The 23,050-nt window shown below is 61.6% G+C and carries 21 protein-coding genes; 6 read left to right on the plus strand and 15 right to left on the minus strand.

Features of this window, described 5'->3' with window-relative positions; all coding sequences use genetic code 11:
* Positions 1–4: 4 nt before the first annotated feature.
* Positions 5–1,531, minus strand: a complete 1,527-nt coding sequence (locus ATN84_RS07405) for a sugar ABC transporter ATP-binding protein (RefSeq protein ID WP_068880986.1) — start codon at positions 1,529–1,531, stop codon at positions 5–7.
* Positions 1,532–1,619: 88 nt separating this feature from the next.
* Positions 1,620–2,591, minus strand: a complete 972-nt coding sequence (locus tag ATN84_RS07410; protein ID WP_068880987.1) for a substrate-binding domain-containing protein — start codon at positions 2,589–2,591, stop codon at positions 1,620–1,622.
* Between the two features lie 250 nt (positions 2,592–2,841).
* Here ATN84_RS07410 and ATN84_RS07415 point away from each other — a divergent pair, with 250 nt between their 5' ends.
* The 4 genes from ATN84_RS07415 to araH all read left to right on the plus strand — a co-directional run bounded on the left by ATN84_RS07415 (position 2,842) and on the right by araH (position 7,249).
* Positions 2,842–3,612, plus strand: a complete 771-nt coding sequence (locus ATN84_RS07415) for a FadR/GntR family transcriptional regulator (RefSeq protein WP_068880988.1) — start codon at positions 2,842–2,844, stop codon at positions 3,610–3,612.
* A gap of 106 nt (positions 3,613–3,718) precedes the next feature.
* On the plus strand, positions 3,719–4,699 hold the full coding sequence (locus tag ATN84_RS07420) for an arabinose ABC transporter substrate-binding protein (protein ID WP_068880989.1): 981 nt from the start codon (positions 3,719–3,721) through the stop codon (positions 4,697–4,699).
* A 72-nt stretch (positions 4,700–4,771) separates the two neighbouring features.
* Positions 4,772–6,277 carry an L-arabinose ABC transporter ATP-binding protein AraG gene (gene araG / locus ATN84_RS07425; protein WP_068881065.1) on the plus strand — a complete coding sequence of 502 codons (1,506 nt, stop codon included), beginning with the start codon at positions 4,772–4,774 and terminating at the stop codon, positions 6,275–6,277.
* An 18-nt stretch (positions 6,278–6,295) separates the two neighbouring features.
* Positions 6,296–7,249, plus strand: a complete 954-nt coding sequence (gene araH, locus ATN84_RS07430; protein WP_068880990.1) for an L-arabinose ABC transporter permease AraH — start codon at positions 6,296–6,298, stop codon at positions 7,247–7,249.
* 91 nt (positions 7,250–7,340) lie between these two features.
* Here araH and ATN84_RS07435 read toward each other — a convergent pair whose 3' ends face one another.
* The 3 genes from ATN84_RS07435 to ATN84_RS07445 are packed head-to-tail and all read right to left on the minus strand — an operon-like array spanning position 7,341 to position 10,355.
* On the minus strand, positions 7,341–8,666 hold the full coding sequence (locus ATN84_RS07435; RefSeq protein ID WP_068880991.1) for a TRAP transporter large permease: 1,326 nt from the start codon (positions 8,664–8,666) through the stop codon (positions 7,341–7,343).
* Entirely contained in the window at positions 8,663–9,295 is a 633-nt protein-coding gene (locus tag ATN84_RS07440) for a TRAP transporter small permease (RefSeq protein WP_068880992.1), read from the minus strand. The genes ATN84_RS07435 and ATN84_RS07440 overlap by 4 nt, the downstream gene beginning before the upstream one ends.
* Before the next feature lie 52 nt (positions 9,296–9,347).
* Entirely contained in the window at positions 9,348–10,355 is a 1,008-nt protein-coding gene (locus ATN84_RS07445) for a TRAP transporter substrate-binding protein (protein WP_068880993.1), read from the minus strand.
* Positions 10,356–10,500: 145 nt separating this feature from the next.
* On the opposite strand from ATN84_RS07445, the gene ATN84_RS07450 reads away from it, so the two are divergent.
* Together ATN84_RS07450 and ATN84_RS07455 are read left to right on the plus strand one after the other, a co-directional pair.
* A complete protein-coding gene (locus ATN84_RS07450; RefSeq protein ID WP_068881066.1) occupies positions 10,501–12,495 on the plus strand; it encodes a two-component system sensor histidine kinase NtrB in 1,995 nt (664 codons plus the stop codon).
* Complete coding sequence (locus ATN84_RS07455; protein WP_068880994.1) at positions 12,492–13,112, plus strand: response regulator transcription factor; 621 nt, start codon at positions 12,492–12,494, stop codon at positions 13,110–13,112. Before ATN84_RS07450 ends, ATN84_RS07455 begins: the two co-directional genes overlap by 4 nt.
* 138 nt (positions 13,113–13,250) lie before the next feature.
* Here the strand turns inward: ATN84_RS07455 and ATN84_RS07460 are convergent, their stop codons facing one another.
* The 10 genes from ATN84_RS07460 to ATN84_RS07505 form a co-directional block, all read right to left on the minus strand.
* Complete coding sequence (locus ATN84_RS07460) at positions 13,251–14,612, minus strand: amidase (RefSeq protein WP_161939561.1); 1,362 nt, start codon at positions 14,610–14,612, stop codon at positions 13,251–13,253.
* Complete coding sequence (locus ATN84_RS07465) at positions 14,609–15,841, minus strand: ABC transporter substrate-binding protein (RefSeq protein ID WP_068880996.1); 1,233 nt, start codon at positions 15,839–15,841, stop codon at positions 14,609–14,611. The genes ATN84_RS07460 and ATN84_RS07465 overlap by 4 nt, the downstream gene beginning before the upstream one ends.
* Complete coding sequence (locus ATN84_RS07470) at positions 15,841–16,917, minus strand: CobW family GTP-binding protein (protein ID WP_068880997.1); 1,077 nt, start codon at positions 16,915–16,917, stop codon at positions 15,841–15,843. Before ATN84_RS07470 ends, ATN84_RS07465 begins: the two co-directional genes overlap by 1 nt.
* Positions 16,910–17,242, minus strand: coding sequence for a hypothetical protein (locus tag ATN84_RS07475; protein ID WP_068880998.1), 333 nt, complete (start codon positions 17,240–17,242; stop codon positions 16,910–16,912). Before ATN84_RS07475 ends, ATN84_RS07470 begins: the two co-directional genes overlap by 8 nt.
* Positions 17,243–17,298: 56 nt before the next feature.
* Entirely contained in the window at positions 17,299–18,180 is an 882-nt protein-coding gene (locus ATN84_RS07480; protein WP_068880999.1) for a polysaccharide deacetylase family protein, read from the minus strand.
* Positions 18,181–18,218: 38 nt separating this feature from the next.
* Positions 18,219–19,313: an ABC transporter ATP-binding protein gene (locus ATN84_RS07485; protein WP_068881000.1), complete on the minus strand. Its 1,095-nt coding sequence runs from the start codon at positions 19,311–19,313 to the stop codon at positions 18,219–18,221.
* Between the two features lie 66 nt (positions 19,314–19,379).
* Positions 19,380–20,612 carry an ABC transporter substrate-binding protein gene (locus ATN84_RS07490; protein WP_068881001.1) on the minus strand — a complete coding sequence of 411 codons (1,233 nt, stop codon included), beginning with the start codon at positions 20,610–20,612 and terminating at the stop codon, positions 19,380–19,382.
* A gap of 74 nt (positions 20,613–20,686) precedes the next feature.
* A complete protein-coding gene (locus ATN84_RS07495; protein WP_068881002.1) occupies positions 20,687–21,454 on the minus strand; it encodes an SDR family NAD(P)-dependent oxidoreductase in 768 nt (255 codons plus the stop codon).
* Positions 21,455–21,468: 14 nt separating this feature from the next.
* Complete coding sequence (locus ATN84_RS07500; RefSeq protein WP_068881003.1) at positions 21,469–22,206, minus strand: SDR family NAD(P)-dependent oxidoreductase; 738 nt, start codon at positions 22,204–22,206, stop codon at positions 21,469–21,471.
* Positions 22,203–23,048: an ABC transporter permease gene (locus ATN84_RS07505; RefSeq protein WP_068881004.1), complete on the minus strand. Its 846-nt coding sequence runs from the start codon at positions 23,046–23,048 to the stop codon at positions 22,203–22,205. Before ATN84_RS07505 ends, ATN84_RS07500 begins: the two co-directional genes overlap by 4 nt.
* Positions 23,049–23,050: the final 2 nt, after the last annotated feature.

A 23,050-nucleotide genomic window follows, 5' to 3' on the forward strand; every position in this document is an offset into this window, starting at 1 on the left:
TCCCTCAATGTCCGGTAATGCAGGCCGCCATCAAGGTGTCCTGATCGATATTGGGTGATTTGAATTCTTCCTGCATCGCGCCATCCCTCAGAACGAGCACGCGGTCGCAGACGAGCGGCAGTTCCTCGATCTCGCTCGAGACAAAGATGATGCTGCGCCCCTCGGAAGCGAGCTGGCGAATGATCGCGTAGATCTGTGCCTTCGCTTCGACGTCGACGCCGCGGGTCGGCTCGTCGAGCAACAGGATGCGGCTGCCGGCATAGACCCAGCGGCCGATGACGACCTTCTGCTGGTTGCCGCCAGAAAGCGTACCTATCGGCGTATCGGTTCGCGCTGTCTTGATATGAAGCCGGTCGATGATCCCACGCGTTGCCTGTGCCATACGCCTTGCCGAGAGGATGCCGTTGCGGCTGACGCCCGGGAAGTTGGTGGCAAGCGTGTTCTCGTCGACACCGAGCAGTGGCACGATGCCCTCTTCCTTGCGGCTCTCAGGCGTATAACCGAAGCCGCGACGCACCATCTCCTTGTAGCCGGCGAACTTGACCGACTGTCCGTCGGCCAGAACATCGCCCTTGTCGAAACGCCGAACGCCGATGATCGACTGCAGCAGTTCGGTCCGGCCCGAGCCAAGCAGTCCGGCGATGCCCAGAACCTCGCCCTTGCGTAGTGAGAAGGAAATCGAGGAAAGCTTTGGCGCCAGTGCAAGCTCCCTGACCTCGAGCACGATTTCGGGACAGCTCCTGTCTTCCAGTACAGCAGCTTGGGACGCCTCCGAACCGAGCATCAGGCGAACGATTTCGCGCGTATCAGCCCCTTTGACGTCGACCGTATCGATGATCCGGCCATCCCGCATGATGGTCGCCGAGTGGGCGATCTGGCGGATCTCGTTCATCCGGTGACTGACATAGATCACCGCGATGCCTTGCGCCGCTACTCTTTTCACGGCAGCCATCACCTTGTCCGCTTCGGCCGCCGCGAGCGAGCTTGTCGGTTCGTCGAGAATGACGAGCCTCGGCTTTCCGAGCATCGCCCGGGCGATTTCAAGAAGTTGCTGTTCGGCGGGGCTCAAACCCGCAACCAGCCGGTCTGGCGGCAGATCAAGCCCGAGGCGCGCCATGGCCTCGGTGGCTTCGGTCTCCATCATCGCATATTGAATGACACCCCCCTTGCGCGGCCAGCGCCCAAGGAAGAGATTTTCGGCAAGCGTCATGCCGGGAACAAGGCTGAGTTCCTGATAGACGACACGGACGCCCCTTTCGAAAGATTCCTGCGCGCGACCGGAGCCAGTTTGGGTCAGCTCGACGCCATCGATCAGGACGGTGCCGCTGTCTGGAATTTCGGCACCGGTCAGCATGCGGATCAGCGTCGACTTGCCGGCGCCGTTCTTGCCGAGCAGCGCCCTCACCTCGCCCGGCGCCACATCGAACGTGGCATTGTCGAGGGCAAGCACGCCGGGATATCGGCGCGTACATCCTTTGATCGACGCCACGACCGGCGCAATCGTCTGGCTCATTCGGGAAGCAGTTGTCATCCGTGTTTCCGTTACAACCGATGTCGCCGGATTCCGGCGACATCACAGAGTTGCGCCTGGGGGCAGAGCCGGCGGCCAGGTTAAGCGATCACGGAATTCCGTCGGCATGGGCCTCTAGCCAGGCCTTGCCATCGTCCGCCGACTTATAAAGGTCGATGTCATAGGCAACCTTGATGCCTTCCGGCGGCTGGCCGTCAATCGACTTGATCGCTTGCGCGAGGGCGAGTTTCCCGAGCCCCTGCCCGGAGATATCGACAACCGCCTTGATGATCGAGAAGTCGGCAAGCTCCTGCGCGATCTCGGTCGTCATGTCGCCACCGAATACGACGACCTCACCCGTCTTGCCCTGGCTCTTGACAGCGCGCGCGGCTCCAAGCGTTGCGCCACCCGCTTCGCCGAAGAAAGCATCTATGTCTGGATTGGAGGACAGCATGGTGCTGGCAACGGACACCGCCTTATCGAGGATCGCACCTTCCTGGTTTGCAACGATCTGAGCGCCCGGCACCTTAGCCTTCAAAGCCTCTTCGAACCCCTTCCGCCGGGTGACGCAGACCTCGACGAACTCACAGTTCAGGACCGCGATCTTCGGAGCCTCGTTCTTCTCCGCGATGAAATAGTCCGCCGCGGCATCGCCGAGCTTGTGGCCGAACTCGAAGGGATCGCCGACGGCATAAGCCGAAATGTATTCCTTCATGTCCTCTTCGTTGAGGCAGGTGTTGTAGCAGATGACCGGAATGCCGGCCTCATGGGCGCGGCGGATCGCGCGATAGGAACCGTCGGCCGATACCGGCGAGACGATGATTGCCTGGACGCCCGCCGAAATAAGGGAATCGATAAAGGACGATTCCTTGCTGACGTCGCCCTGGGCGTTGGTCTCGATGATGTCGAGCTTGCGGCCGGCCTCGGTAGCGCCGGTCTGAATTCCCTTTCGCACGCCGGCATAAAAGCCTTGCGCGTCCATATAGATGGCGCCAATCTTGAGATCTTCCTGTGCCGCGGCAGCTGCTGGGCAGGCCAATGCAATGGCCGCCAAAAGCGCTGCCTGTCTAACAAGCTTCATTTAGTCCTCCCTCGGTTACCGGTTCGATCGCCGGCCGCGCTCTCCACTGTACGGCTAACCCAAGGTTAGGCACTGTATGATAAATGTCAATATAAATAGGATTTATAAATCAATTTGAACGCAAATGACGGATCATTCATATTACCGCAGCGTGACCCGGAGATTGATCTTGGTCTGAGAGCGGCTATTCCGATCAAGGAGGTCCGGGCGCACGAAGAAACCGAGGGGAATTCAGGTGAAGAGCGGACCCATGACTCAGATATTGACGGAACACGGCGCTCCAATTGCCCAGCGAGGCAAGCGGGGCGTAAGAGAGGCTCTTCTTCAGCAACTCGTCGAAATGATCGTCTCCGGCACCTTCCCCGAAAGCTCCACCCTTCCGAGCGAGGCTGAGTTGACGGACAAATTCGGCGTCAGCCGCACAAGCCTGCGGGAGGCGATGCAGTATCTCTCCGCGCTGGGCATGGTTCGCTCGCGCACGAGAGCCGGGACGATCGTGCTGCCCCGCGAGAACTGGAATTATCTCGATCCCATTGTCCTCGATGTCATGCTGTCCGTTGGCGGCGATGACACTTTTTACTCATCGCTCATCGATGCGCGCCAACTGCTGGAGCCTGCCGCGGCCGCGCAAGCAGCCGCCAACGCCAATGCAAGGCAGCTGTACCAGATCTCCAAGGCCTTCGAAGACATGGTGGAAGCAAACTCCCGCGACAATGAAGCCTGGAGCCGCGCCGACCTTGAATTTCACACGGCTATCATCGACGCCAGCGGCAATTGGGTCTATCGGCAGTTCGCCAGCGCTATTCGGGCTGCATTGCTTGCGAGCTTCCGACTGACCAACCGCGCGAGCCAATCACACGAACAGGCAATCCTTGCCCATCAAGACGTACTGGAAGCCATTCGGATGCGACGGCCGGAAGCGGCCCGCCACGCCATGGAACATCTGATCGGTGTGGCGCGGAGTGAAATGACCGATGCCTTGCGTCGCGCACGGAACGCGACGGGACGCACAAACAGGTAACGAAAAGACGTAGAAAAAATCATACATATATGTTGACTGGTATGATATTTACTGGATAGTGAGGCGCGACCCGCGGAGAGGCACGCGGATAAGAGGGAGGAAATTCATGCGTTCATTGAAGGCATTTTTCATGGCCGGCGCTATTGCCCTCACGGCAAGCGCGGCATGGGCGGCGGACGTCAAGATCGGTTTCGTCGTAAAGCAGCCGGAAGAGCCCTGGTTCCAGGATGAATGGAAGTTCGCCGACCAGGCCGCAAAGGAAAAAGGCTTCACGCTGGTCAAAATCGGCGCCCAGGACGGCGAGAAGGTTCAGTCCGCAATCGACAATCTGGGTGCGCAAGGCGCGCAGGGCTTCATCATCTGCGTACCGGACGTCAAGCTCGGCCCGGGTATTGTTGCCAAGGCGGCGGCGAACGATCTCAAGCTGATGACGGTCGACGATCGCCTTGTCGGTGCAGATGGCAATCCGCTGGAAGATGTGCCCCATATGGGCATCTCGGCGACCAAGATCGGTGAGACGGTTGGTCAGGCCATCATCGACGAGATCAAGAAGCGCGACTGGGACATGAAGGAAGTCGGCGCGATCCGCGTCTCCTATGACCAGCTTCCCACTGCAGTGGACCGGGTCGAAGGTGCGATCTCGGTTCTGAAGGCCGCCGGCTTCCCCGCCGAGAATATCCATGACGCACCGCAGGCCAAAACGGATACCGAAGCCGCTCTGAATGCCGCAACGACGGTTCTCAATAAACACGCCAACGTGAAATACTGGGTCGCCTTCGGGTTGAATGACGAAGCCGTACTCGGCGCGGTACGCGCATCCGAATCCGTCGGCATTCCGGCCGAGAACGTGATCGGCGTTGGTATCGGCGGCGCGGAATCGGCGATCAACGAGTTTAAGAAGCCCTCCGCCACCGGCTTCTTCGGCACCGTCATCATCTCGCCGAAGCGCCATGGCTACGAGACCGCGCTCAACATGTATGAGTGGATCGCCGACGGCAAGGAGCCGCCGAAGCTGACGCTTACGGCCGGCTCGCTCGCGCTGCGTGGCGACTATGAGACAGTCCGCAAGGATCTCGGCATCGAATAGCCGGCCGATCGATGACCTTATTCCGGCGGCGCCTGGCGCCGCCGGTTGGCTGATCATACTGGCAGGGCAATGATGGCTTTCCTCGAATTCCGGAATATTTCCAAAGGCTATCCGGGTGTCCAGGCGCTGTCTGGCATCTCCTTCTCGGTGGAGAAGGGGGCCGTTCACGGATTGATGGGCGAAAACGGCGCAGGCAAATCCACCCTCATCCGCATCTTGTCCGGGGATCAATCGGCCGACACCGGCAGCATTCTGATCGATGACGGGGAACAGAACTACCGGTCTGTCCGCGATGCCTTCCATGCCGGTGTCATCGTCATCCACCAGGAACTCCAGCTTGTTCCTGAACTAAGCGTCGCCGAAAATCTCTGGCTTGGAAGATTTCCAGGCAAGGCAGGCGTGATCGACGGCCGCACGCTGGTCGAGACGGTCCGGACCAAACTCGAAGAAATCGGGATCGACATCGATCCGACCGCCAAGGTTTCCTCCCTTTCTCTCGGCACCCGCCAGATGGTGGAAATCGCCAAGGCGGTCATGTTGGAAGCGCGGGTGATCGCGCTCGACGAGCCGACCTCATCGCTCTCCTCGCGCGAAAGCGAGATCCTGTTTTCCCTGATCGAGAGACTGAAGGCCAAGGGAACAGTCATCCTCTATGTTTCACACCGCCTCGACGAGATTTTTCGGCTCTGCGACAGCCTGACCGTGCTGCGCGACGGAAAGCTCGCCGCCCACCATCCGAAAATCGCGGGAACGACGCGCGAACAGATCATTGCGGAAATGGTCGGCCGCGAAATCAGCAACATCTGGGGCTGGCGGGAACGCCCGCTTGGCGACATGCGGCTCGAGGTGAAAAACCTTTCCGGCCCAAAGCTGCGCAACCCGGTCAGCTTTTCTGTTCGAAGGGGCGAAATCCTGGGATTCTTCGGCCTGATTGGCGCCGGACGAAGCGAGATGGCGCGGCTGCTCTACGGAGCGGATCACCGTCATCAGGGCTCGGTCAGCATCGACGGTGTCGCGGTATCCGCGAACAATCCAAAAGCCGCGATCACTGCCGGCATGGTTCTCTGCCCCGAGGACCGGAAATTCGACGGTATCATTCAGGGTCGCTCGATCGAGGAAAACATCGCGATCTCTTCGCGGCGTCACTTTTCGCCCTTCGGCATTCTTAATCCGAAGAAAGAGGCCTCGGTCGCCGAACAATTCATCGCCAGGCTTCGGGTCCGCACACCTTCACGCAGGCAGGACGTCATCAATCTTTCGGGGGGCAACCAGCAGAAGGTCATTCTCGGCCGCTGGCTTTCCGAACAAGGCATCAAGGTGCTTGTCATCGACGAGCCGACACGCGGCATCGATGTCGGCGCCAAGTCGGAGATCTATGAAATCCTCTACGGGCTTGCAGCCGACGGCCTGGCAATCATCGTCATCTTGAGCGAGCTTCCGGAAGTCATGGGGATTTCGGACCGCATCATGGTCATGTGCCAGGGTCGCATCGCCGCGGAAGTTGCACGGACCGATTTCGACGAACGCAGAATTCTGGCCGCGGCCCTGCCCGACAGGAACGCCGCCGGAACAATCTAGTTTCAGGATCCGATATCGATGAATTCATTGAAAAAGATACTTCTCGGCGAACAGGGTCTCCTGGTCATCTTCGCCGGTGCCTTCGTGGTCGTCTCGATCTTCGTTCCGAACTTCCTGACCGAGCGCAACATGCTGGGCCTGCTGCAATCGGTGGTGACGATCGGCATTGTCTCCTGCACGATGATGTTCTGTCTCGCGTCTCGCGATTTCGATCTCTCCGTCGGTTCCACGGTCGCCTTTTCCGGCATGATCGCCGTCATGGTCTCCAATGCGTCAGGCTCGATCCCGTTCGGCCTGCTGGCTGCCCTGCTCTGCGGCGGAGCCGTCGGCCTCGTCAACGGCGTAGTCATTGCCAAACTTCGGATCAATGCGCTGATCACGACGCTCGCGACCATGCAGATCGTCCGTGGCTTCGCCTTGATCGCGTCCGACGGCCGCGCCGTCGGCATCAACGATCCCAGCTTCTATCAGCTGGCGCTATCGCGCATCTTCACCATTCCGACGCCGATCTGGATCATGATCCTGCTGTTCATCGTCTTTGGCTTCATCTTGAACCGCACCGTGTTTGGCAAGAATACGCTGGCGATCGGTGGCAATCCGGAAGCCTCGCGGCTTGCCGGTGTCAACGTCGACCGGATGCGCATCTGGATCTTCACGCTGCAGGGGATGGTCTGCGCCGTCGCCGGCATCCTGCTTGCTTCGCGTATTACATCCGGTCAACCGAATGCCGCAACCGGCCTGGAACTCTCGGTCATCTCGGCCTGCGTGCTTGGCGGCGTTTCGCTCGCCGGCGGCCGCGCCGCGATGACGGGCGTGATCGTCGGCGTGCTGATCATGGGCATTGCCGAAAATGTCATGAACCTGCTCAACATCCAGGCCTTCTATCAGTATGTCGTGCGCGGCTTCATCCTCTTGATCGCCGTCCTCCTGGACAATCTCCGCTCTTCGGCAGCAGGCCGCGGCAGAGCCTGAGAGAGGTGCCGCAAACGCAGTCCAAGTTCAAATACATTACGTCCCAGTGTCGGAAAGGGCGCGGAGCCGCATTTGTCCCGCGCCCTCCGGTTCAGTTCATTCCGAGGAGCCGCGGCAGGCCGAGCGAGATCGCCGGAATATAAGTCAGCACCGCGAGGAAGGCGAGCGCCGTCAGCAGCCACGGCCAGCTCGCTCTCGTCACCTCGGTCAGCCCCAGCTTGGATAACGCGGAAGCGACATAAAGATTGAGCCCGACCGGCGGTGTGCAGAGGCCGATCTCCATGTTGACCACCAGCATGATACCAAAATGGACCGGATCGACACCGAGCTTGACGGCCACGGGATACAGGATAGGCGCCATGATCAGCACGACCGCCGAGGGCTCCATCACCATGCCGATCAGCAGCAGGATCACGTTTACCATCAGCAGGAAGCCGATCTTGCCGAAGCCGAAATCCACGATCCAGGCCGATAGCATCTGCGGGATCTGCTCCGAGGTCAGGATAAAGGCGAACATCACGGCGTTGGTGATGATGTAGAGCAGCATCGCCGACATGGCCGCCGAGGCAAGCAACACCTTCGGCACCTCGCGCAGCGTGATGTCCTTATAAACCCAGATGGCTATGAAGAAGGCGTAGACCGCGGAAACCGCAGCGGCCTCGGTCGGCGTAAAGATGCCCCCGTAGATCCCGCCCATGATGATGACGATCAGCATCAGCCCCCAGACACTCTGGCGGAAGGCCTTGATGCGCTCGCGCCACGGCGCTCGCGGCATGCGCGGGTAATCATTCTTCCAGGCACGGTAAGTGGTGGTGGCTCCGAGCATCGTCGCAAGCATCAGCCCTGGGACGACACCCGCCATGAACAACGTGCCGATCGAGGCTGACATCACCTGTTCGCCGTTCGGACCGGTGACCACCATGCCCGACGTGGCGACGGCATACATGACCATGACGATGGAGGGCGGAATCAGGATGCCAAGCCCCCCCGACGTGGCGACCGCGCCGACGCCGAACTGCACCGGATAACCCTGCCGAACCATGGCGGGGATCAAGATCGAGCCGACGGCCATGACGGTTGCCGGCGATGAACCGGAAATCGCGGCGAAGAGGGCGCAGGCCAGCACCGAGGCGAGCCCCATACCACCATACCAATGTCCCACCATGGAGGTCGCGAACCGGATCATCCGCTTGGCAACCCCGCCATGGGTGAGGAAATTGCCAGCGAGGATGAAGAAAGGGATCGCCATGATCTCGAACTTCTCGATGCCCGTGAACAGTTTGAGCGCAATCGAGTCCATGGGAATGTTGGTGAAGACAAAAAGGAAGCTGAAGACCGTCAGCCCCAGCGCGATCGAGACCGGCATGCCGGTGACGAGCAGGATCGCGAGGATCGCAAAGATCAAAAGCGCGGTCATGCGTGCGCCCCCTTGGAAAGATCCTCCGCCTCGTCATCGAGTCCTTCAACGGCGCCATGGTCGTGATGCGCGACGAAGCCCGTCGTGATGAAGAGCCAGAGCGCCTGAATGAAGCGGAAACACATCAGCGCGGAGCCGAGCGGAACGGCGAGATAGACGATCCACATCTTGATCTCGAGGTCAGGCGAGGTCTGCCCGCCCCTTGCCACGTGGTAGACGAAATCGCTGCCGATCCACGCAATGATGGCCGTGAAGATCACACCACCGGACATGGCGAAGATGGTGACGATCCGGCGCGTCATGCCGGTCAGCCGTTCCACGAGAATGTCGACGCCGACGTGGATGCCGAGCCGCACGCCATAGGCCGCGCCGAATTTGGCCATCCAGACAAACAGGTAGATACAGGCTTCCTGCGCCCAGGTGAGCTTGATCGCGTTCACCGCCTTGAAAGTGGAACGGGCAAGGTCGAGAAGAGCGGGCATGTCGTTGCGGCGGGCGAAACCCACGAGATCGGCAGCAAATCCGATCGAAAAACGGTGCAGGACCGCGACGAAGATCAGCGCCACGGCGATAGCCATGAGCACGGAAATCAGAATTTCTTCGAAGCGATCGAGGATGCGCATAGCCATGGCGGGCCTCGATAAGAATGGGGGACGTGGGTCACATCCCCCTGAATGGCGATCAGTTGGTGGTGCCAAGAACGGTGCGGACCTGTTCGATCAGGTCGGCACCGACGCGTCCGGACATCTGTTCATAGACCGGCTGCAAAGCGGCGACCCATTCGGCACGCTCTTCATCCGTCAGATCGTGGAATTCGGTCTTGCCGCTCGCCTTCATGGCGGCGAGTGCAGCCTCGTTTTCTTCCTTGGCAATGGAGTTCGCATAAACCGTCGCCTCGGCCATCGCCTGTGAAAGCTTCTCGCGAACCGCCGGATCAAGCCCTTCCCAGAAGGCCTTGTTGACGATCACCGCATAGCCGAGATAGCCGTGATTGGAGAGTGTCGCGTGCTTCTGTACCTCATGCATTTTCTGAGTGTACATATTCGACGGCGGGTTTTCCGTACCGTCGACAACGCCGGTCTGAAGCGCCTGATAGACTTCCGAGAACGCCATTACCTGCGGAACGGCGCCGAGCGCCTGCATCTGGGCCTCGAGGATCTTCGATGACTGGATGCGCATCTTCAGGCCAAGAAAATCGTCAGGCGTGTGCAGCGGCGAATTGGCCGACATGACCTTGAAGCCGTTATCCCAATAGGCAAGCCCGATGATACCCTTGTCCTCAAGCCTGGCAAGCAGCGACTTGCCGATCTCTCCGTCGGTGATCTTGCGCAGATCGTCATAGCCATTCATCAGGAACGGCAGGTCGAAAACCTCGAACTGCTGAACCCCAAGCGGCCCGAATTTGGCAAGCGAGGGAGCAAGCATCTGTACTGCGCCCAACTGGAGCGCCTCCAGCTCTTCCTTGTCCTTGTAGAGCTGGCTGTTGGGGTAGACCTCGACCTTCACCGCGCCTTCGGTGTATTTCTCCGCGAGCTCCTTGAATTTTTCCGCGCCCTTGCCTTTCGGCGTATCCGGTGCGACGACATGGCTGAACTTGATCGTGACCGGCTCGGCCCAGGCGGGCATTGCCACGGAAAGGGCAAGGGCGGCAGCCCCGGCCAAACGGGCGAAAGAACGACGCGTCAGCATATTCTGTTTCCTCCTCTATCCTACGCCTCCCGGCGCGATGCCCCTCCCTTGCCAGTCTTCCAGCCTAGCCGCTATTGTGGGTTTCCACAATCGACAGGCCGGACTGGAGAAACTCGAAAAAAGCGGCCTGGCGATCAAGGAGGAGGTGGACACACTGACGGACAGTGAACGAACCGGGCTGGGGGAGGATCCCTGGTCGACGGATATCGAGGAACAAGGCAGACGGACCGATCTTCTGTCGCTCGTGCCGCTTGCGGCCATCGTTGCGCTGGTCGTGCTCGTGACGGCCCTCGTCTGGATCGTCAGCCGCAGCGAGGCCGAACAGGCGCGCACCAAGCTCGCCACCGATGCGCTGTGGGTAGAGCAGACGCTGCGCTTCCAGCTTTCCGTGGACGAGGACATGCTGGCGCGGCTGGCGCTGGAAGCCTCCGGAGGCACCGCCGCCGACGTGCTCGACGCACGAGCGCGGCTTCATATCGCCAACAATCCGGAAGTGCTGTCGATCGCATGGCATGACGCGACGGGCAACGTGATGAGGGCGGTGCCTGGGCTGGACAGCGCGCCGGACCAGCAGCTTGTCGAACGCATGGTGCAATCGCATGTGGTCTCGGCCCGACCCGTCTTCGGCGAGGTTAAAGCGCAGCGCTTCGCCATGGGCGTCTGGCTGCAAGGCGGGAAGGGCATCGTCACCGCGACTATTTCGGTTCCCCTGATGCTCCAACGGCACATACCATGGTGGATCGCCGAGCAGTACGGCGTGGAGCTCGCCGATGCCGGTGGCAGTGTCATCGCCAGGCGTGCCAAACGCATGCCCGATCCGCAAAACCCAACCCATACGATCAGCTTTGATCCGCCGCTGCCCGGTACGGTTCTGCGGATCACCTCCTACGACCCGCCGGCGGCTTTCGTGAACACGCTCCTCGTCGCCGTCATAGCGGCACTGGCGCTATTCGCCATCTTCGCCCTACTCACCCTCTATCGGAGCACGCAGCGCCGGCGGCGCGCCGAACAGCGCCTCGAAGGCGAAATGGCCTTTCGCCGCTCCATGGAAGAAAGCCTCACGGTGGGGCTGAGGGCAAAGGATCATGACGGGCGCGTGCTTTACGTGAACGCGGCTTTCTGCAATCTCGTCGGCTGGCCCGTCGCCGAGCTCGTCGGGCGCTCGCCGCCGATGCCATACTGGTCGCCCGACCGGCTGGAGGAGACCCTTGCCCGGCAACGCGCGCTCGCCGAGGGCGGCGCCGCCTCCCAATCCTTCGAGACCCGCTTTCGCCGTGTTGATGGGAGCGAGATCGATATCCAGGTCTACGAGGCCCCCCTCATCGATGCTACGGGACGGCATCGCGGCTGGATGGGATCGGTCATCGACATCACCGAAACCAAGCAGGCCGCCAGGCAGGCACGCGCACAGGACGAGAACATGGCGCGCACGGGCCGTCTCGTGACGCTGGGAGAGATGGCCTCGACGCTCGCCCATGAGCTGAACCAGCCACTATCGGCCATCGCGAGCTATGCCGCGGGTGTCGCCAATCTCCTGGAACAGGGCAAGGCCGATGCGCGTGTTCTGGGACTGGCGGTGGAAAGGCTCTCGGTCCAGGCCAGCCGCGCCGGACAGATCATCCGGCGCATCCAGGATTTCGTAAAAAAGCGCGAACCGCGGTTTAGCAGGCTGGGTCTCAGCGAAATCGTGACGGAGACGATCGGTTTCCTGCTGGCAGATGCCCGCGAGAATCGCGTCAAGATCGTCAGTGAAGTCACGGATGTCGGAGCCGTCATGGCTGATCGCATTCTGCTGGAACAGGTTCTGGTCAACCTGATCCGCAACGGCATTGAAGCCATGGCCGACGGGCGGCGCACGGGCAACCGGCTCACAGTGCGCCTTCTCAAAGGCGATGACGATGTATCGATCGAAATAGAGGATCAGGGCGCCGGTATCGCGCCCGCGGTGGCGGGACGGCTTTTCGATGCCTTCACGTCCACCAAGGAACAGGGAATGGGAATGGGACTGAATATCTGCCGATCGATCGTGGAATTGCATCGCGGCCATCTTGCGCATCGACCGGGGGCAAGCGGAGGGACCATCTTCACGGTCACCCTGCCGCTCACCGATGAAATGCCGAAAGCCGTAGGCGCGGGATGACGAGCACCATCCATATTATCGACGACGAGGAAAGCATCCGGGACTCTCTCGCCTTCCTCCTCGCCTCGCGCGGACTCTCCGCACAGGCCTGGCCCTCCGGCGAAGCCTTTCTGGAGGCCCTGCCGATCGAGGATTGCGGCTGCGTCATTCTCGACGTCCGCATGGAGGGGTTGTCGGGCCCGGAAGTTTTCGACCGTCTGCGCGCCAAGGGATGGACCGCGCCAGTCATCTTCCTCACGGGCCACGCGGACGTGCCAGTGGCTGTGCAGACGCTCAAGGCGGGGGCCTTCGACTTCGTCGAAAAGCCCTTCAACGACAATCTTCTGGTCGACCTCGTCCTGAAAGCCGTCGCCGCGCATGAGACCCGTCATGCACTCATCGGGCATCGGCAGGATCTGCAGCGCCGTCTCCAGACACTCTCCAAGCGGGAAACCCAGGTGATGCATCTGATGCTGCAAGGCAATCTTAACAAGCAAATCGCCCATGAACTCGGTATTTCGATACGCACCGTCGAAGTGCATCGAAGCCGAGTGCTCGAGAAGATGGGCGCCCGCAACACGACCGAACTTGCCGGAATGCTGGCGGACGTGGACAGTCTGTCGCAAGAAATCATCTGATACCGGTTTGAGATCATCTAACGATTTGACGTTGCGGGGGCAATGCAGCGGATGCGGTATGTGGAGCGATTTCATCCCCGTGAAACCGGCGCCGAGCTGCCGCGTGGTGGTGCGGCTGCATTTCAGGGATCGCAGCTTTTAGCCGAAGAGCGCTTCCACGGCACCTGCGGCGGCGAGAACACGAAGGTCGCTTCCCCGCCGACCGGAGACAAGAAGACCGACCGGAAGATTGTTCGCGCCTGTGCCATACGGAAGCGAAACGCAGCACCAGTCGAGGAAATTACCGATCAGCGTATTGCGCAGCGTCTTCCCGTTCATCCGGAAGAACAGGTCCTCGTCATCGAGCAGCGGCTGCAACGCTGGTGCCACGTGAGGCAGCGTCGGGCTCAGCACAAGTTCGCCTGGTCCGAGGCGCGCCTCGAAGTCGGCTGTCAGTCTTTCGCGCGCGGCGAGGGTCTCCACATAGTCGGACAGCGTGATTTTCTCGCCGAGCAGCGTGCGCTTGACGACCCGTGGATCCATGTCGGCCGCGTCCGAACCCGTGATGCGGGCGCGGTGGAGCACGAACGCCTCAGCGGTAACAAGCGCTCCGTGCTTTGCCATCAGATCGAAGATGGCGGAGAATTCCGGGAAAGCGGCGCGGCGGATACGGGCGCCGGCCCGCGTTAAGGACTCCACGGCCATCTTGAAAGCCGCGACGACTTCCGGCTCGGCATCGTCGAAAAAGACGGTCTCGGGGATGACGAAGGAAAGGTCACCCGGCTCGACACGCGGCAGAACATCGGCCGCCGGCAAGCCGCGCATCGCCGCGTCGATCCAGGCCGCATCCTGCACGGTGCGGCAAAGTGGTCCAAGGGAATCGAGGCTTTTCGCCAGCGGAAACGCCCCTTCCATCGAATAACGGCCGCGCGTCGCCTTATAGCCGACGACACCATTGAAGGCCGCGGGGATGCGTACCGATCCGCCGGTATCCGTGCCGATGGAAACCGGCACAAGGCCGGCAGCAACCGCCACGCCCGAGCCGGACGAGGAACCACCTGGAATACGGTGTTCACCGGAGGGCGACGCCGGATTGCGCGGCGTGCCGTAATGCGGGTTGATGCCAAGGCCGGAAAAGGCGAACTCGCTCATGTTCACGCGCCCGACACTCACCATGCCCGCCTCTGCAAGCGCCCGAACCACGGCGGCATCCTTCGTCGCCGGAGCACTCGTCTTCAGTACGCGGGAGCCAGCGGTCGTCGGTAGGCCTTCGAGGTCGAAAAGGTCCTTCCAGGCGACCGGTATACCTTCCAGCACGCCGCGGGAGCGGCCTTCGCGCAGCCGCTTGCGGGCCGCTTCCGCATCCGCCCTTGCCCGCACCGTCGTCACGCTCGTGAAGATAGTCTTGTCCGGATGTCCCGCGATGCGTGCCAGCGTTTCCTCCGCCAGATCGACCGGATCGAGTGCACCGGATTGCAGGAGAACGGAGAGCTGAGCGATCGAACGGGCTGGCATGGTCAGATGTCCTTTTCCGCGCGTCCGACCAACTGCATCCAGCGGCGGACGAGATAGTTGTGTTCATCCATGGTAGTGTTCCAGACAGCAATGCTGTTGGCGCGATGCCAGTATGAGCCGCCACTGCGCACCGCGCCACGCTTGATGCGGACCGTGCCGTCAGGCCCCGGCAGATCCTCTCGTGCCGGAAGCCCCTCATACCAATAATCCCATTCCGCCGCCGTCATGTAGTGGCGCGAGCGCTCAGGCGTGGAAATATAGTAGCCCTGACGGGCCACCACCGCGCCGGGCCAGCCGGAGATCCACCAGTTAAGATACTCATACGCGACATCGAGCATGCGGCCCGAAAGGTTGCGGGAAAGGCACAGCCCCCCGTGCCAGGCGCGATACCCCTCGACCGGTGCGGCCTGCTCGACGGGAAAGCCCTGGCTGTTGAGAATGCCAATGCCCGTCGACCACATGCTCTGGATGTCGGTTTCGCCGTGGATCATCAGGCTCGCGGCATCTTCCGCCGTGCGCCAGAAGCCACGGAAAAAGCCCGCCTTGCGCCGCACTTCCAGAATATCGACCAGCTGATCGATCTCGTCGACTGTCATGTTACCGATATTGCCGAAGTTCATGAGCCCCGCGGCCTGGGCGGCGAGCGCCGCATCGAAGATGCCGATGGCCGGCTCGTCGACGAGGGCTGCTCGGCCGCTCCAGCGCTCGTCCAGCAATGCCGCCCAACTCACCATCGGTGGTGCATGCTCCAGCACATCGCCGCGATAGGCGAAGCTGTCGAAATTGTGGGTCGTCGGCAGCATGGAGATGCGCCCCGTCGGCCTATCACCAAGAGCAAGGCTAGGCTGCACGTATAGCTTACGCGCCGGTACGTCCCCCTGCCCCATCCGGGCGCTCGGGCCGATCTGGCCGATCTTCGTCAGATCGTTGATTTCGTCCCATAAGGGGATGCGCGAAATCTCGATTGGCTGAATGGCGCGCCAGTACCAGACGATATCGAGATTGTGAAAACACTGGTCGTAGATATCGTAGCTGTCAGGCTCCTGGGCGGCCTTGTGCTGGGTGACGATAAAATCGTTGTTGTCGAAGCAGATGTCGATACCGAGATCGGCCTGCGCCTTCAGCCGCAGTTCCTCCAGCAGGGAGATCGCGGTTCCGAGCACGCGCAGCTTCGGTCGACCGGCCGTGTGGACGGCCGGGGCCGCGGGGGCCACTTTCGGGGAATGCTTGTTCATCAAGAGCTCTGAGTGTTCCGGATCCGCGATGCCGCCCCTGGCTGCAGACGGGCCTCGACATTCCCGGCAAGCGCGAAGGCGTTGAAGGACCGTTTCAACAGGTTCACATCGAGACCGTCAACAATAAAGACGAGACGCGACGACCGTTCCGCCGACGGCCAGCCGGCAAGATGCACCGGCGGATGGACGAGATGCTGCACACCATGCACCGCGACAGGACGCTCCTCGCCCGCAAGAGCAAGAATGCCTTTCACCCGGAGCACCCGGTCACCATGACGGTTGAGGAGCATCGTGAGCCAGACGCCGAATCCTGTCCAGTCGATTGGCTCATCCACCGCGACGATGAAGGAGGAGATCGCGGTGTGATGTGCCACGCCGTCCGCCGTCACTTTCAACGCGGGGTTATCGCAGTAAAAGCCGCTCGTTGATTGGAGCTTAGCCGCCCGTTGCACCGTGTCATCACCGAAGAGGATTTCCGCGTCAGGACCGTCATCGCCGGCAATGGTGCGCAGGGCATCCGGATTGAGTTCGGCGAGACGTGACAGGAGAAAGGAAAGTTCCGCTTTGTCCTGGCAAAGATCCGTTTTCGTGATGACGAGCCGGTCGGCGATTGCGGCTTGCCGGGTGGATTCCACATAGGTGTCGAGCTGGGAAAGACCGTTGACGGCATCGACGGTCGTCACGACGCTGCCGGCGCGAAAATGGTGGCGCAGTACGGGATCGGATTTCAGCGTCGACAGAACCGGGAAGGGATCGGCAAGGCCGGTGCTTTCGATGACGACCCGGGTGAAGGGCGGCACGAGGCCGCGCTCACGCCTGGAATGGAGATCGCGCAACGCCTCGGCAAGCTCGCCCCGCACGGTGCAGCACACGCAACCCGACTGCAGCAGCACCATCGTGTCGTCGATGCGCTCGACGAGCTGGTGATCGAGACCGATCTCGCCGAATTCGTTGATCAACACGGCGGTGTCGGCAAGCGCCGGATCGGCGAGCAGACGCTTGAGCAGCGTCGTCTTGCCGGATCCGAGAAAACCGGTGAGGAGATGGACAGGTGTAAAGACTGGTATATCAACCACCGCTGGCCTCCTCCATGCGCGCGATGAGCGCGGCGTCGAGCGGATCGCATGGCCGCCCCGAAAGCCGCTCGGCCGCCGGCCAGAGATGGCCGAGATCCTCGATCATCTCACTCTTGCCGGTGCGCGTTGCAAGCACGAAAGAGGAGCCCTGCCAGTCGGAAAGGCTCATGCCGAATGCTGAGAGCACGCGGTTGACCGCCGAGACACGCTTGGCGCGCTCGCGACGCCGGTCGAGCCGCTCGAGGTTGCGCGTGAAGACGCCGGGCCTGGCCGCCGCATCCGTCCAGTGCTCGTTTCCGCCGATGACGCCGCATAGGGAACACATGGCGTCCTTCCTTTCCGATCATTGCGAGGGAGCGGGCAAACCGCTCCCCTGCCGGGTCACTTCTTGCGCGGGAAGCGCTTGGCGAAATCGTCGGCGATCTCGTTCATCGTGACGAACCTCACGCCCGGATGCTTGATCATATGCGCATAGAGGCGCTCCAGCATCATCAGAACCTGCGGCCGGCCGGCAACGTCCGGATGTATGGTGATAGGGAAGACGGCGTAGTCCATCTCACGATAAACCCAGTCGAACTGGTCGCGCCACATTTCCTCGATCTGACGCGGGTTCACGAAACCGTGACTGTTCGGCGACTTCTTGATGAACATCATCGGCGGCAGATCGTCGAGATACCAGGAGGCCGGGATTTCGATAAGGTCGGTCTCGTGACCACGCTTCAGCGGGATCATCCAGTCGGATGGTTTTTTCGAATAGTCGATCTTGGTCCAGCTGTCGCCGACGCGTACGTAATAGGGTGAAAAATCGTTGTGCATCAGCGAGTGGTCGTACTTGATCCCACGCTCCAGCAGCAGCTCGTTGGTGACGTTGGAGAACTCCCACCACGGCGCCACGTAGCCGGTGGGACGCTTGCCGGAAAGCTTGGTAACGAGCTCGATGCACCTGTCGAGCACCTCTGTCTCCTGCTCGCGCGTCATGGCGATCGGATTCTCGTGACTGTAGCCGTGGATGCCGATCTCGTGGCCGGCATCGGCAACTGCCTGCATCTGCTCGGGGAAGGTCTCGATCGAGTGACCGGGGATGAACCAGGTCGTCTTGATGCCGAAGCGCTCGAAGAGCTTCAGAAGCCGCAGGCTGCCGACCTCACCGGCAAAGAGGCCACGCGAAATGTCGTCCGGCGAATCCTCTCCGCCATAGGAGCCGAGCCATCCGGCCACGGCATCGACATCGATGCCGAAACTGCAAAAAATTTCCTTCGCCATGGGTATCTCCTTTGGTTTCCCTAAAATGTTTCGGATGGTCAATGGGCTGGAATGACCGTCGCCTCGGCGGGGTTCCAGCTCAGGAAGACGTGGCTGCCGGCCGGGAACGCGCCCGGGCGATATTTGTCGACATGGGCTTCCAGCGATACGACCCGCCCGTCCTGAAGGCGCGCTGTCAGATGCGCGATATGACCGACAACTTCGGAGCGCTCGATCCGGGCGTCGACACGGTTCCTCGCGCCTGTGAGCATCCCCCTGCCCGCCGCATTCACCTCAATCGCCTCGGCCGGCACGACGAGATTGACGCGACCGTGGCTGGCAAGCGTGCCGTTGGCGCGGCCGGAAAGCATGCCAATGCCAGTCGCCACCATGACGTCCTCGCCATCGTTGCCAGCGACCTCGCCGGAAAGCACGGTATTGCGGCCGATGAACTGGGCGACGAAGGGCGTATTCGGGCGGGTATAAAGCTGATGCGGCGGGCTTATCTGCTCGACACGACCCTGGTTCATCACCACGATGCGGTCGGAAAGCGCCAGCGCTTCCGACTGGGCGTGCGTGACGAAGATGAAGGTAACGCCGAGGCTTTTCTGCAAAAGCTTCAGCTCGTTCTGGATCGCCTTCCTGAGGTTCGCGTCGAGCGCACCGAGCGGCTCGTCGAGTAGAAGAATATCCGGCTCGACGACGAGGCCGCGGGCGAGCGCGATGCGCTGGCGTTGACCGCCGGAAAGTTTTTCCGGCTTGCGCTCCGCGATGTCCTCAAGGCCGAGCGTTGCGAGGATGCGATCCACCTTCGCCTCACGGTCGGCCTTTGAAAGGCCCTTGACCTCCAAGCCGTATCCAACATTGCGGCGCACGCTCATGTGCGGGAAGAGCGCGTAATTCTGGAAGATCATCGAGGTCGGGCGGCGCTGCGGCGGCACGTCGTTCATGCGCTCGCCGCGGATCAGCATGTCGCCGGAGGAAATGGTCTCGAAGCCGGCGATCATGCGCAATGTCGTTGTCTTGCCGCAGCCGGAAGGCCCGAGGAAGGCGATGAACTCGCCCTTGGTCACCGACAGGTTGAAATCGGTGACGGCGGGTGTGCCGTTGTCATAAACCTTGCCGATGGAATTGAGTTCCAGGTCGAAAATCATGGGGGACATCTCCCGAATTGCCGGTCAGGGACCGGGGCGCGCCGCCCCGGTCCGCTCGTCTTGGGATCAAGCGTTGAGGAATTCGTCCCACTTCTGGATGAGGTGATCGTACTCTTCCGGCCACTGGTGCCAGTAGGCGACGTTCCTGGCGCGCTCCTCGAGCGAGCCGCCATCGCGCAGGTCACCTTCCTTGATGCCGCGCTCTTCCGCGCCGACCCAGGGCTTTCCCTCGTACCAGAAGGCGTATTTCTCCGGCGCCATGACGTCCTTGATGTTGGTCGACGGCGAGTAGTAGCCCTGTTCGGAGACGGTAATGCCCGGCTCGCCCGAGAGCCAGTAATCGGCATAGGCGATGACGGCCTCCTCGTTGGTCGTGCCGGCAATCATCGAGGGGCCGATCGCCCAGCCGCGATAGCCTTCCTTCGGCACGGCGTATTTGCAGGGCTTGCCTTGCGCCTTGACGGCCATGACGGCCGGCTGCCAGGCGTCGCACACCACCATTTCGCCGGAGGCCATGAGGTTGACCAGCTCGCCGAAATCGCCCCAGAGCGCGCGGAACTGACCTTCCTTTTTCTTGGAGACGAGGAAAGCGGCGGCCTCGTCGATTTCGGCGGCGGTCGGATTTCCGGGATTCTTCACTTCGGAAAGGCCGAGCGTGTTCATCGCCATGATAGCCTGCCCGAAGGCGATAAGCGGGTCGGTATTGAGGCCCGACTTGCCCTTCCACTTGGGATCGAAGATCGACGTCCAGGTGTTGGCCTCTTCATCGGAGAGGACATCCGGGTTGTAGCCGATGGAATCGTAGTTATAGACGGCGGGGACCATGTTGAGCACCGTCTGGGCTTCGTCCGCCCAGATCTGGCCGACGATCTGCGCGGAGCGGTCCCATTTGTCGTTCACTGTGGTGAAGGTGTCCCGGATGTTCGCCCAGTTCTTCAGCGAGGCGGCCGGGATCGTCTCGACATTGTCGGTCATGACGATGGAGGGCAGGCGCTCGGCGATGATTTCCCAGCAGTCATAATCCTTGGAGCCTGAGAGGATTTTCGTCTGCGCGTCGGGGAAGGTCGCAGCGGTGCCCGACGCGCGCCCGACGCCCGACGCCTTCCTGAACTCTTCGAGGATGCGTTCCTGCACCGTCACAGACAGGCCGATGGTGCGCAGCTGCTGACCGGCAAGGTCAGCCGCCTGCGCAAAGGCCATGCGCGAGGACAGGAAGGGCGTGCCACCACCCATAGCCAGCGCCATCACTCCGGCCGAGCGCTTGAGGAGCGAGCGGCGATTGATTTCCGACTTGAACATGTCTCTTCTCCAGTTTGTTTATCGTTCCCCGGAACCGCTTTGCGGCCCCTATTCGCCCGCCTTTTCGAGGCGACTCAGTACCGGCCCACGAGAAGGCCGCCATCCACGACCAGCACCTGGCCGGTCATGTATCTCGCATTGTCGGAAGCGAGGAACACGGCGACATCGGCGATGTCTTCCCCTGTTCCCAGCCGCCCCATCGGAATGAACTCAGCCGCCTTTTCCGCGCCCGCAGGGCCGAGCGAGTTCTCTTCGGAAAGCAGCTGTGCGGTGCGGATATAGCCGGGCGCGATTGCGTTGACGCGCACGCCGTCGCGCGCCATCTCGACCGCAAGCCCGCGTACGAGGCCGATGACACCGGACTTCGCCGCCGAATAGTGCACATGCTCGTCCCAGCCATAGGCAACGCCCATGATGGAGGAGAGCGCGATGACGGAACCGGATTTGCGCGCACGCATGCCTGGCGCCGCGGCACGCACGAGGCGGAAGATGCCCTTGAGATCGATGTCGAAGGTGAGATCCCACTTCTCATCGGTGAGATCGGCGAGCGGCGTACGGTGCGCGATGCCGGCATTGGCGACGATGACGTCGATCCGGCCATGCCGCGCTTCGATGTTGGAGACCAGTGCGCCGGTCGTAGCGGTCGAGCGAACGTCATAGAGATGGAAGTCCGCCGAGCCGCCAGCGCCGGTGATGGCGGCCACTGTTTCACGGCCTTCCTTCTCAAGAATATCCGTCACGACCACATGATCTCCGAGCGCGCCGAAAGCCTTCGCGGTGGCCGCGCCGATGCCGATGCCTGCGCCTGTGACGATGACGATACGTTTCTTTTCCGTGGTCATGGGTGTCTCCGGATTCAAAGCATGACGTCGCCGGAATTGGGTCCGAGCGTTTGTCCGACGAAAAGGCTGGCGGCAGGCGAAGCGAGAAAGGCGACGGTTTCGGCGACCTCCTCCGGCTCGCCGAAGCGGCCAAGCGGAAGGCCTGCCCGCTTGGCGGCGCGCCAATCCTCCGAGAGCTGCATCACCAGCGGCGTGTTGATCGGCCCAGGCGCAACCGCGTTCACCCGGACACCGCGTGCGGAAACCTCACGGGCGAGTGCCTTGGTCATGCCGATGATGGCGGCCTTCGCACCGCAATAGTGCACGAGTTCGACGCCGCCGATCTGGCCGAGCTGCGAGGCGACATTGACGATGACGCCCGCGCCCGCGGCAAGCATCGCCGGCAGCACGGCCTTGGTCATCAAGAAGGTGCCGCGCACATGCACTGCAAACATGCGGTCGAAATCGCCAACTTCAAGCTTCTCGAACAACGCCTGGTGGGCCATGCCGGCATTGTTGACGAGCAGCGAGACCTCGCCATGCGCCGCGACGGCGGTGAGGTAAATGGTGGCGGCATCCGCCTCGCCGGAGACGTCACCCGCCACGGCCGCCGCCCTGCCGCCTGCGGCCCGGATTTCATCCGCCACGGCCTCGGCGCGCTCCAGCGAAAGATCGTTGATCGTGACCGCATAACCTAAGGCGGCGAGTTTCCGGGCGATGGCGCGACCGATGCCAGAGCCTGCGCCGGTGACGAGAGCGCTGCCCACCATCATGTATCCTCCTGGATCGCCATGCGCCTGGCGCGGCGCACCGACAGGCCCATCAGCACGGCATAGGTTCCAAGCAGCGCGAAAGAGAACAGTGTCGTCAAGACGCCGAAGGCGAAGACGTTCGGATGCACTTCCACGGAGAAGGTGCCGTAGATGGCGAGCGGCAGCGTCAGGTCCCGGCCAGAGGCGAAAAGCGTGCGCGAAAATTCGTCATAGGAGAGCGTGAAGGCAAACAGCATGGCCGAGAGCACGCCTGGAAAGATCAGCGGGAAGGTAATCTTGCGGAAGGTGCGCGTAGGCGTCACGCCGAGTGACCAGGCCGCCTCCTCGACGCTTGGATCGAAGCGATTGAAGATCGCCAGCATCACAAGGAAGGCAAAGGGGAAGGTGTAGACGACGTGTAGCACGAAGGCAGTGCCCCACCAGTGCCGGTCGACGCCGAGCGTGTTTGCAACCAGCGCCATGCCGAGGCCGACGAGCACGCCAGGAACCATCATGCCAAGCACGATGAGATAAAAGACCACACCCGAGCCACGGAACTTCTTGCGAAAGGCCTGGGCGGCGGTGACGCCGAGCACGGTCGAGACAATCATCGTCATCACGGCGAGCGTCAGGGAGCGTATCAGCGCCTGCTCGATCGGCAGCGGTGCGATGCGCGACGGCGGAGTGAGGCCGAAGAGGTGCTTGTACCAGTAGGTCGACCACTCGATGATGGGGAACTGCGGCCCGCCCTCCGGTCCAGTCTGGAAGGAGAGAATGGCAAGAACCGCGAGCGGGCCATAAAGGAAGACGATGAACAGCATCGTATAGAGGCCAAGGCCAAGCTTTATGCCGGATGCGTTCATGG

The organism is Paramesorhizobium deserti, from assembly GCF_001558695.1.
Lineage (GTDB): Bacteria > Pseudomonadota > Alphaproteobacteria > Rhizobiales > Rhizobiaceae > Paramesorhizobium > Paramesorhizobium deserti.

Coding starts and splice junctions, on each gene's coding strand:
- ATN84_RS07455 (WP_068880994.1), top strand. CDS start 12,492: ATGACGAGCACCATCCATATTATCGACGACGAGGAAAGCATCCGGGAC.
- ATN84_RS07405 (WP_068880986.1), bottom strand. CDS start 1,531: ATGACAACTGCTTCCCGAATGAGCCAGACGATTGCGCCGGTCGTGGCG.
- ATN84_RS07505 (WP_068881004.1), bottom strand. CDS start 23,048: ATGAACGCATCCGGCATAAAGCTTGGCCTTGGCCTCTATACGATGCTG.
- ATN84_RS07500 (WP_068881003.1), bottom strand. CDS start 22,206: ATGATGGTGGGCAGCGCTCTCGTCACCGGCGCAGGCTCTGGCATCGGT.
- ATN84_RS07435 (WP_068880991.1), bottom strand. CDS start 8,666: ATGACCGCGCTTTTGATCTTTGCGATCCTCGCGATCCTGCTCGTCACC.
- ATN84_RS07480 (WP_068880999.1), bottom strand. CDS start 18,180: ATGGCGAAGGAAATTTTTTGCAGTTTCGGCATCGATGTCGATGCCGTG.
- ATN84_RS07415 (WP_068880988.1), top strand. CDS start 2,842: ATGACTCAGATATTGACGGAACACGGCGCTCCAATTGCCCAGCGAGGC.
- ATN84_RS07445 (WP_068880993.1), bottom strand. CDS start 10,355: ATGCTGACGCGTCGTTCTTTCGCCCGTTTGGCCGGGGCTGCCGCCCTT.
- araH (WP_068880990.1), top strand. CDS start 6,296: ATGAATTCATTGAAAAAGATACTTCTCGGCGAACAGGGTCTCCTGGTC.
- araG (WP_068881065.1), top strand. CDS start 4,772: ATGGCTTTCCTCGAATTCCGGAATATTTCCAAAGGCTATCCGGGTGTC.
- ATN84_RS07495 (WP_068881002.1), bottom strand. CDS start 21,454: ATGACCACGGAAAAGAAACGTATCGTCATCGTCACAGGCGCAGGCATC.
- ATN84_RS07485 (WP_068881000.1), bottom strand. CDS start 19,313: ATGATTTTCGACCTGGAACTCAATTCCATCGGCAAGGTTTATGACAAC.
- ATN84_RS07465 (WP_068880996.1), bottom strand. CDS start 15,841: ATGAACAAGCATTCCCCGAAAGTGGCCCCCGCGGCCCCGGCCGTCCAC.
- ATN84_RS07420 (WP_068880989.1), top strand. CDS start 3,719: ATGCGTTCATTGAAGGCATTTTTCATGGCCGGCGCTATTGCCCTCACG.
- ATN84_RS07490 (WP_068881001.1), bottom strand. CDS start 20,612: ATGTTCAAGTCGGAAATCAATCGCCGCTCGCTCCTCAAGCGCTCGGCC.
- ATN84_RS07440 (WP_068880992.1), bottom strand. CDS start 9,295: ATGGCTATGCGCATCCTCGATCGCTTCGAAGAAATTCTGATTTCCGTG.
- ATN84_RS07410 (WP_068880987.1), bottom strand. CDS start 2,591: ATGAAGCTTGTTAGACAGGCAGCGCTTTTGGCGGCCATTGCATTGGCC.
- ATN84_RS07475 (WP_068880998.1), bottom strand. CDS start 17,242: ATGTGTTCCCTATGCGGCGTCATCGGCGGAAACGAGCACTGGACGGAT.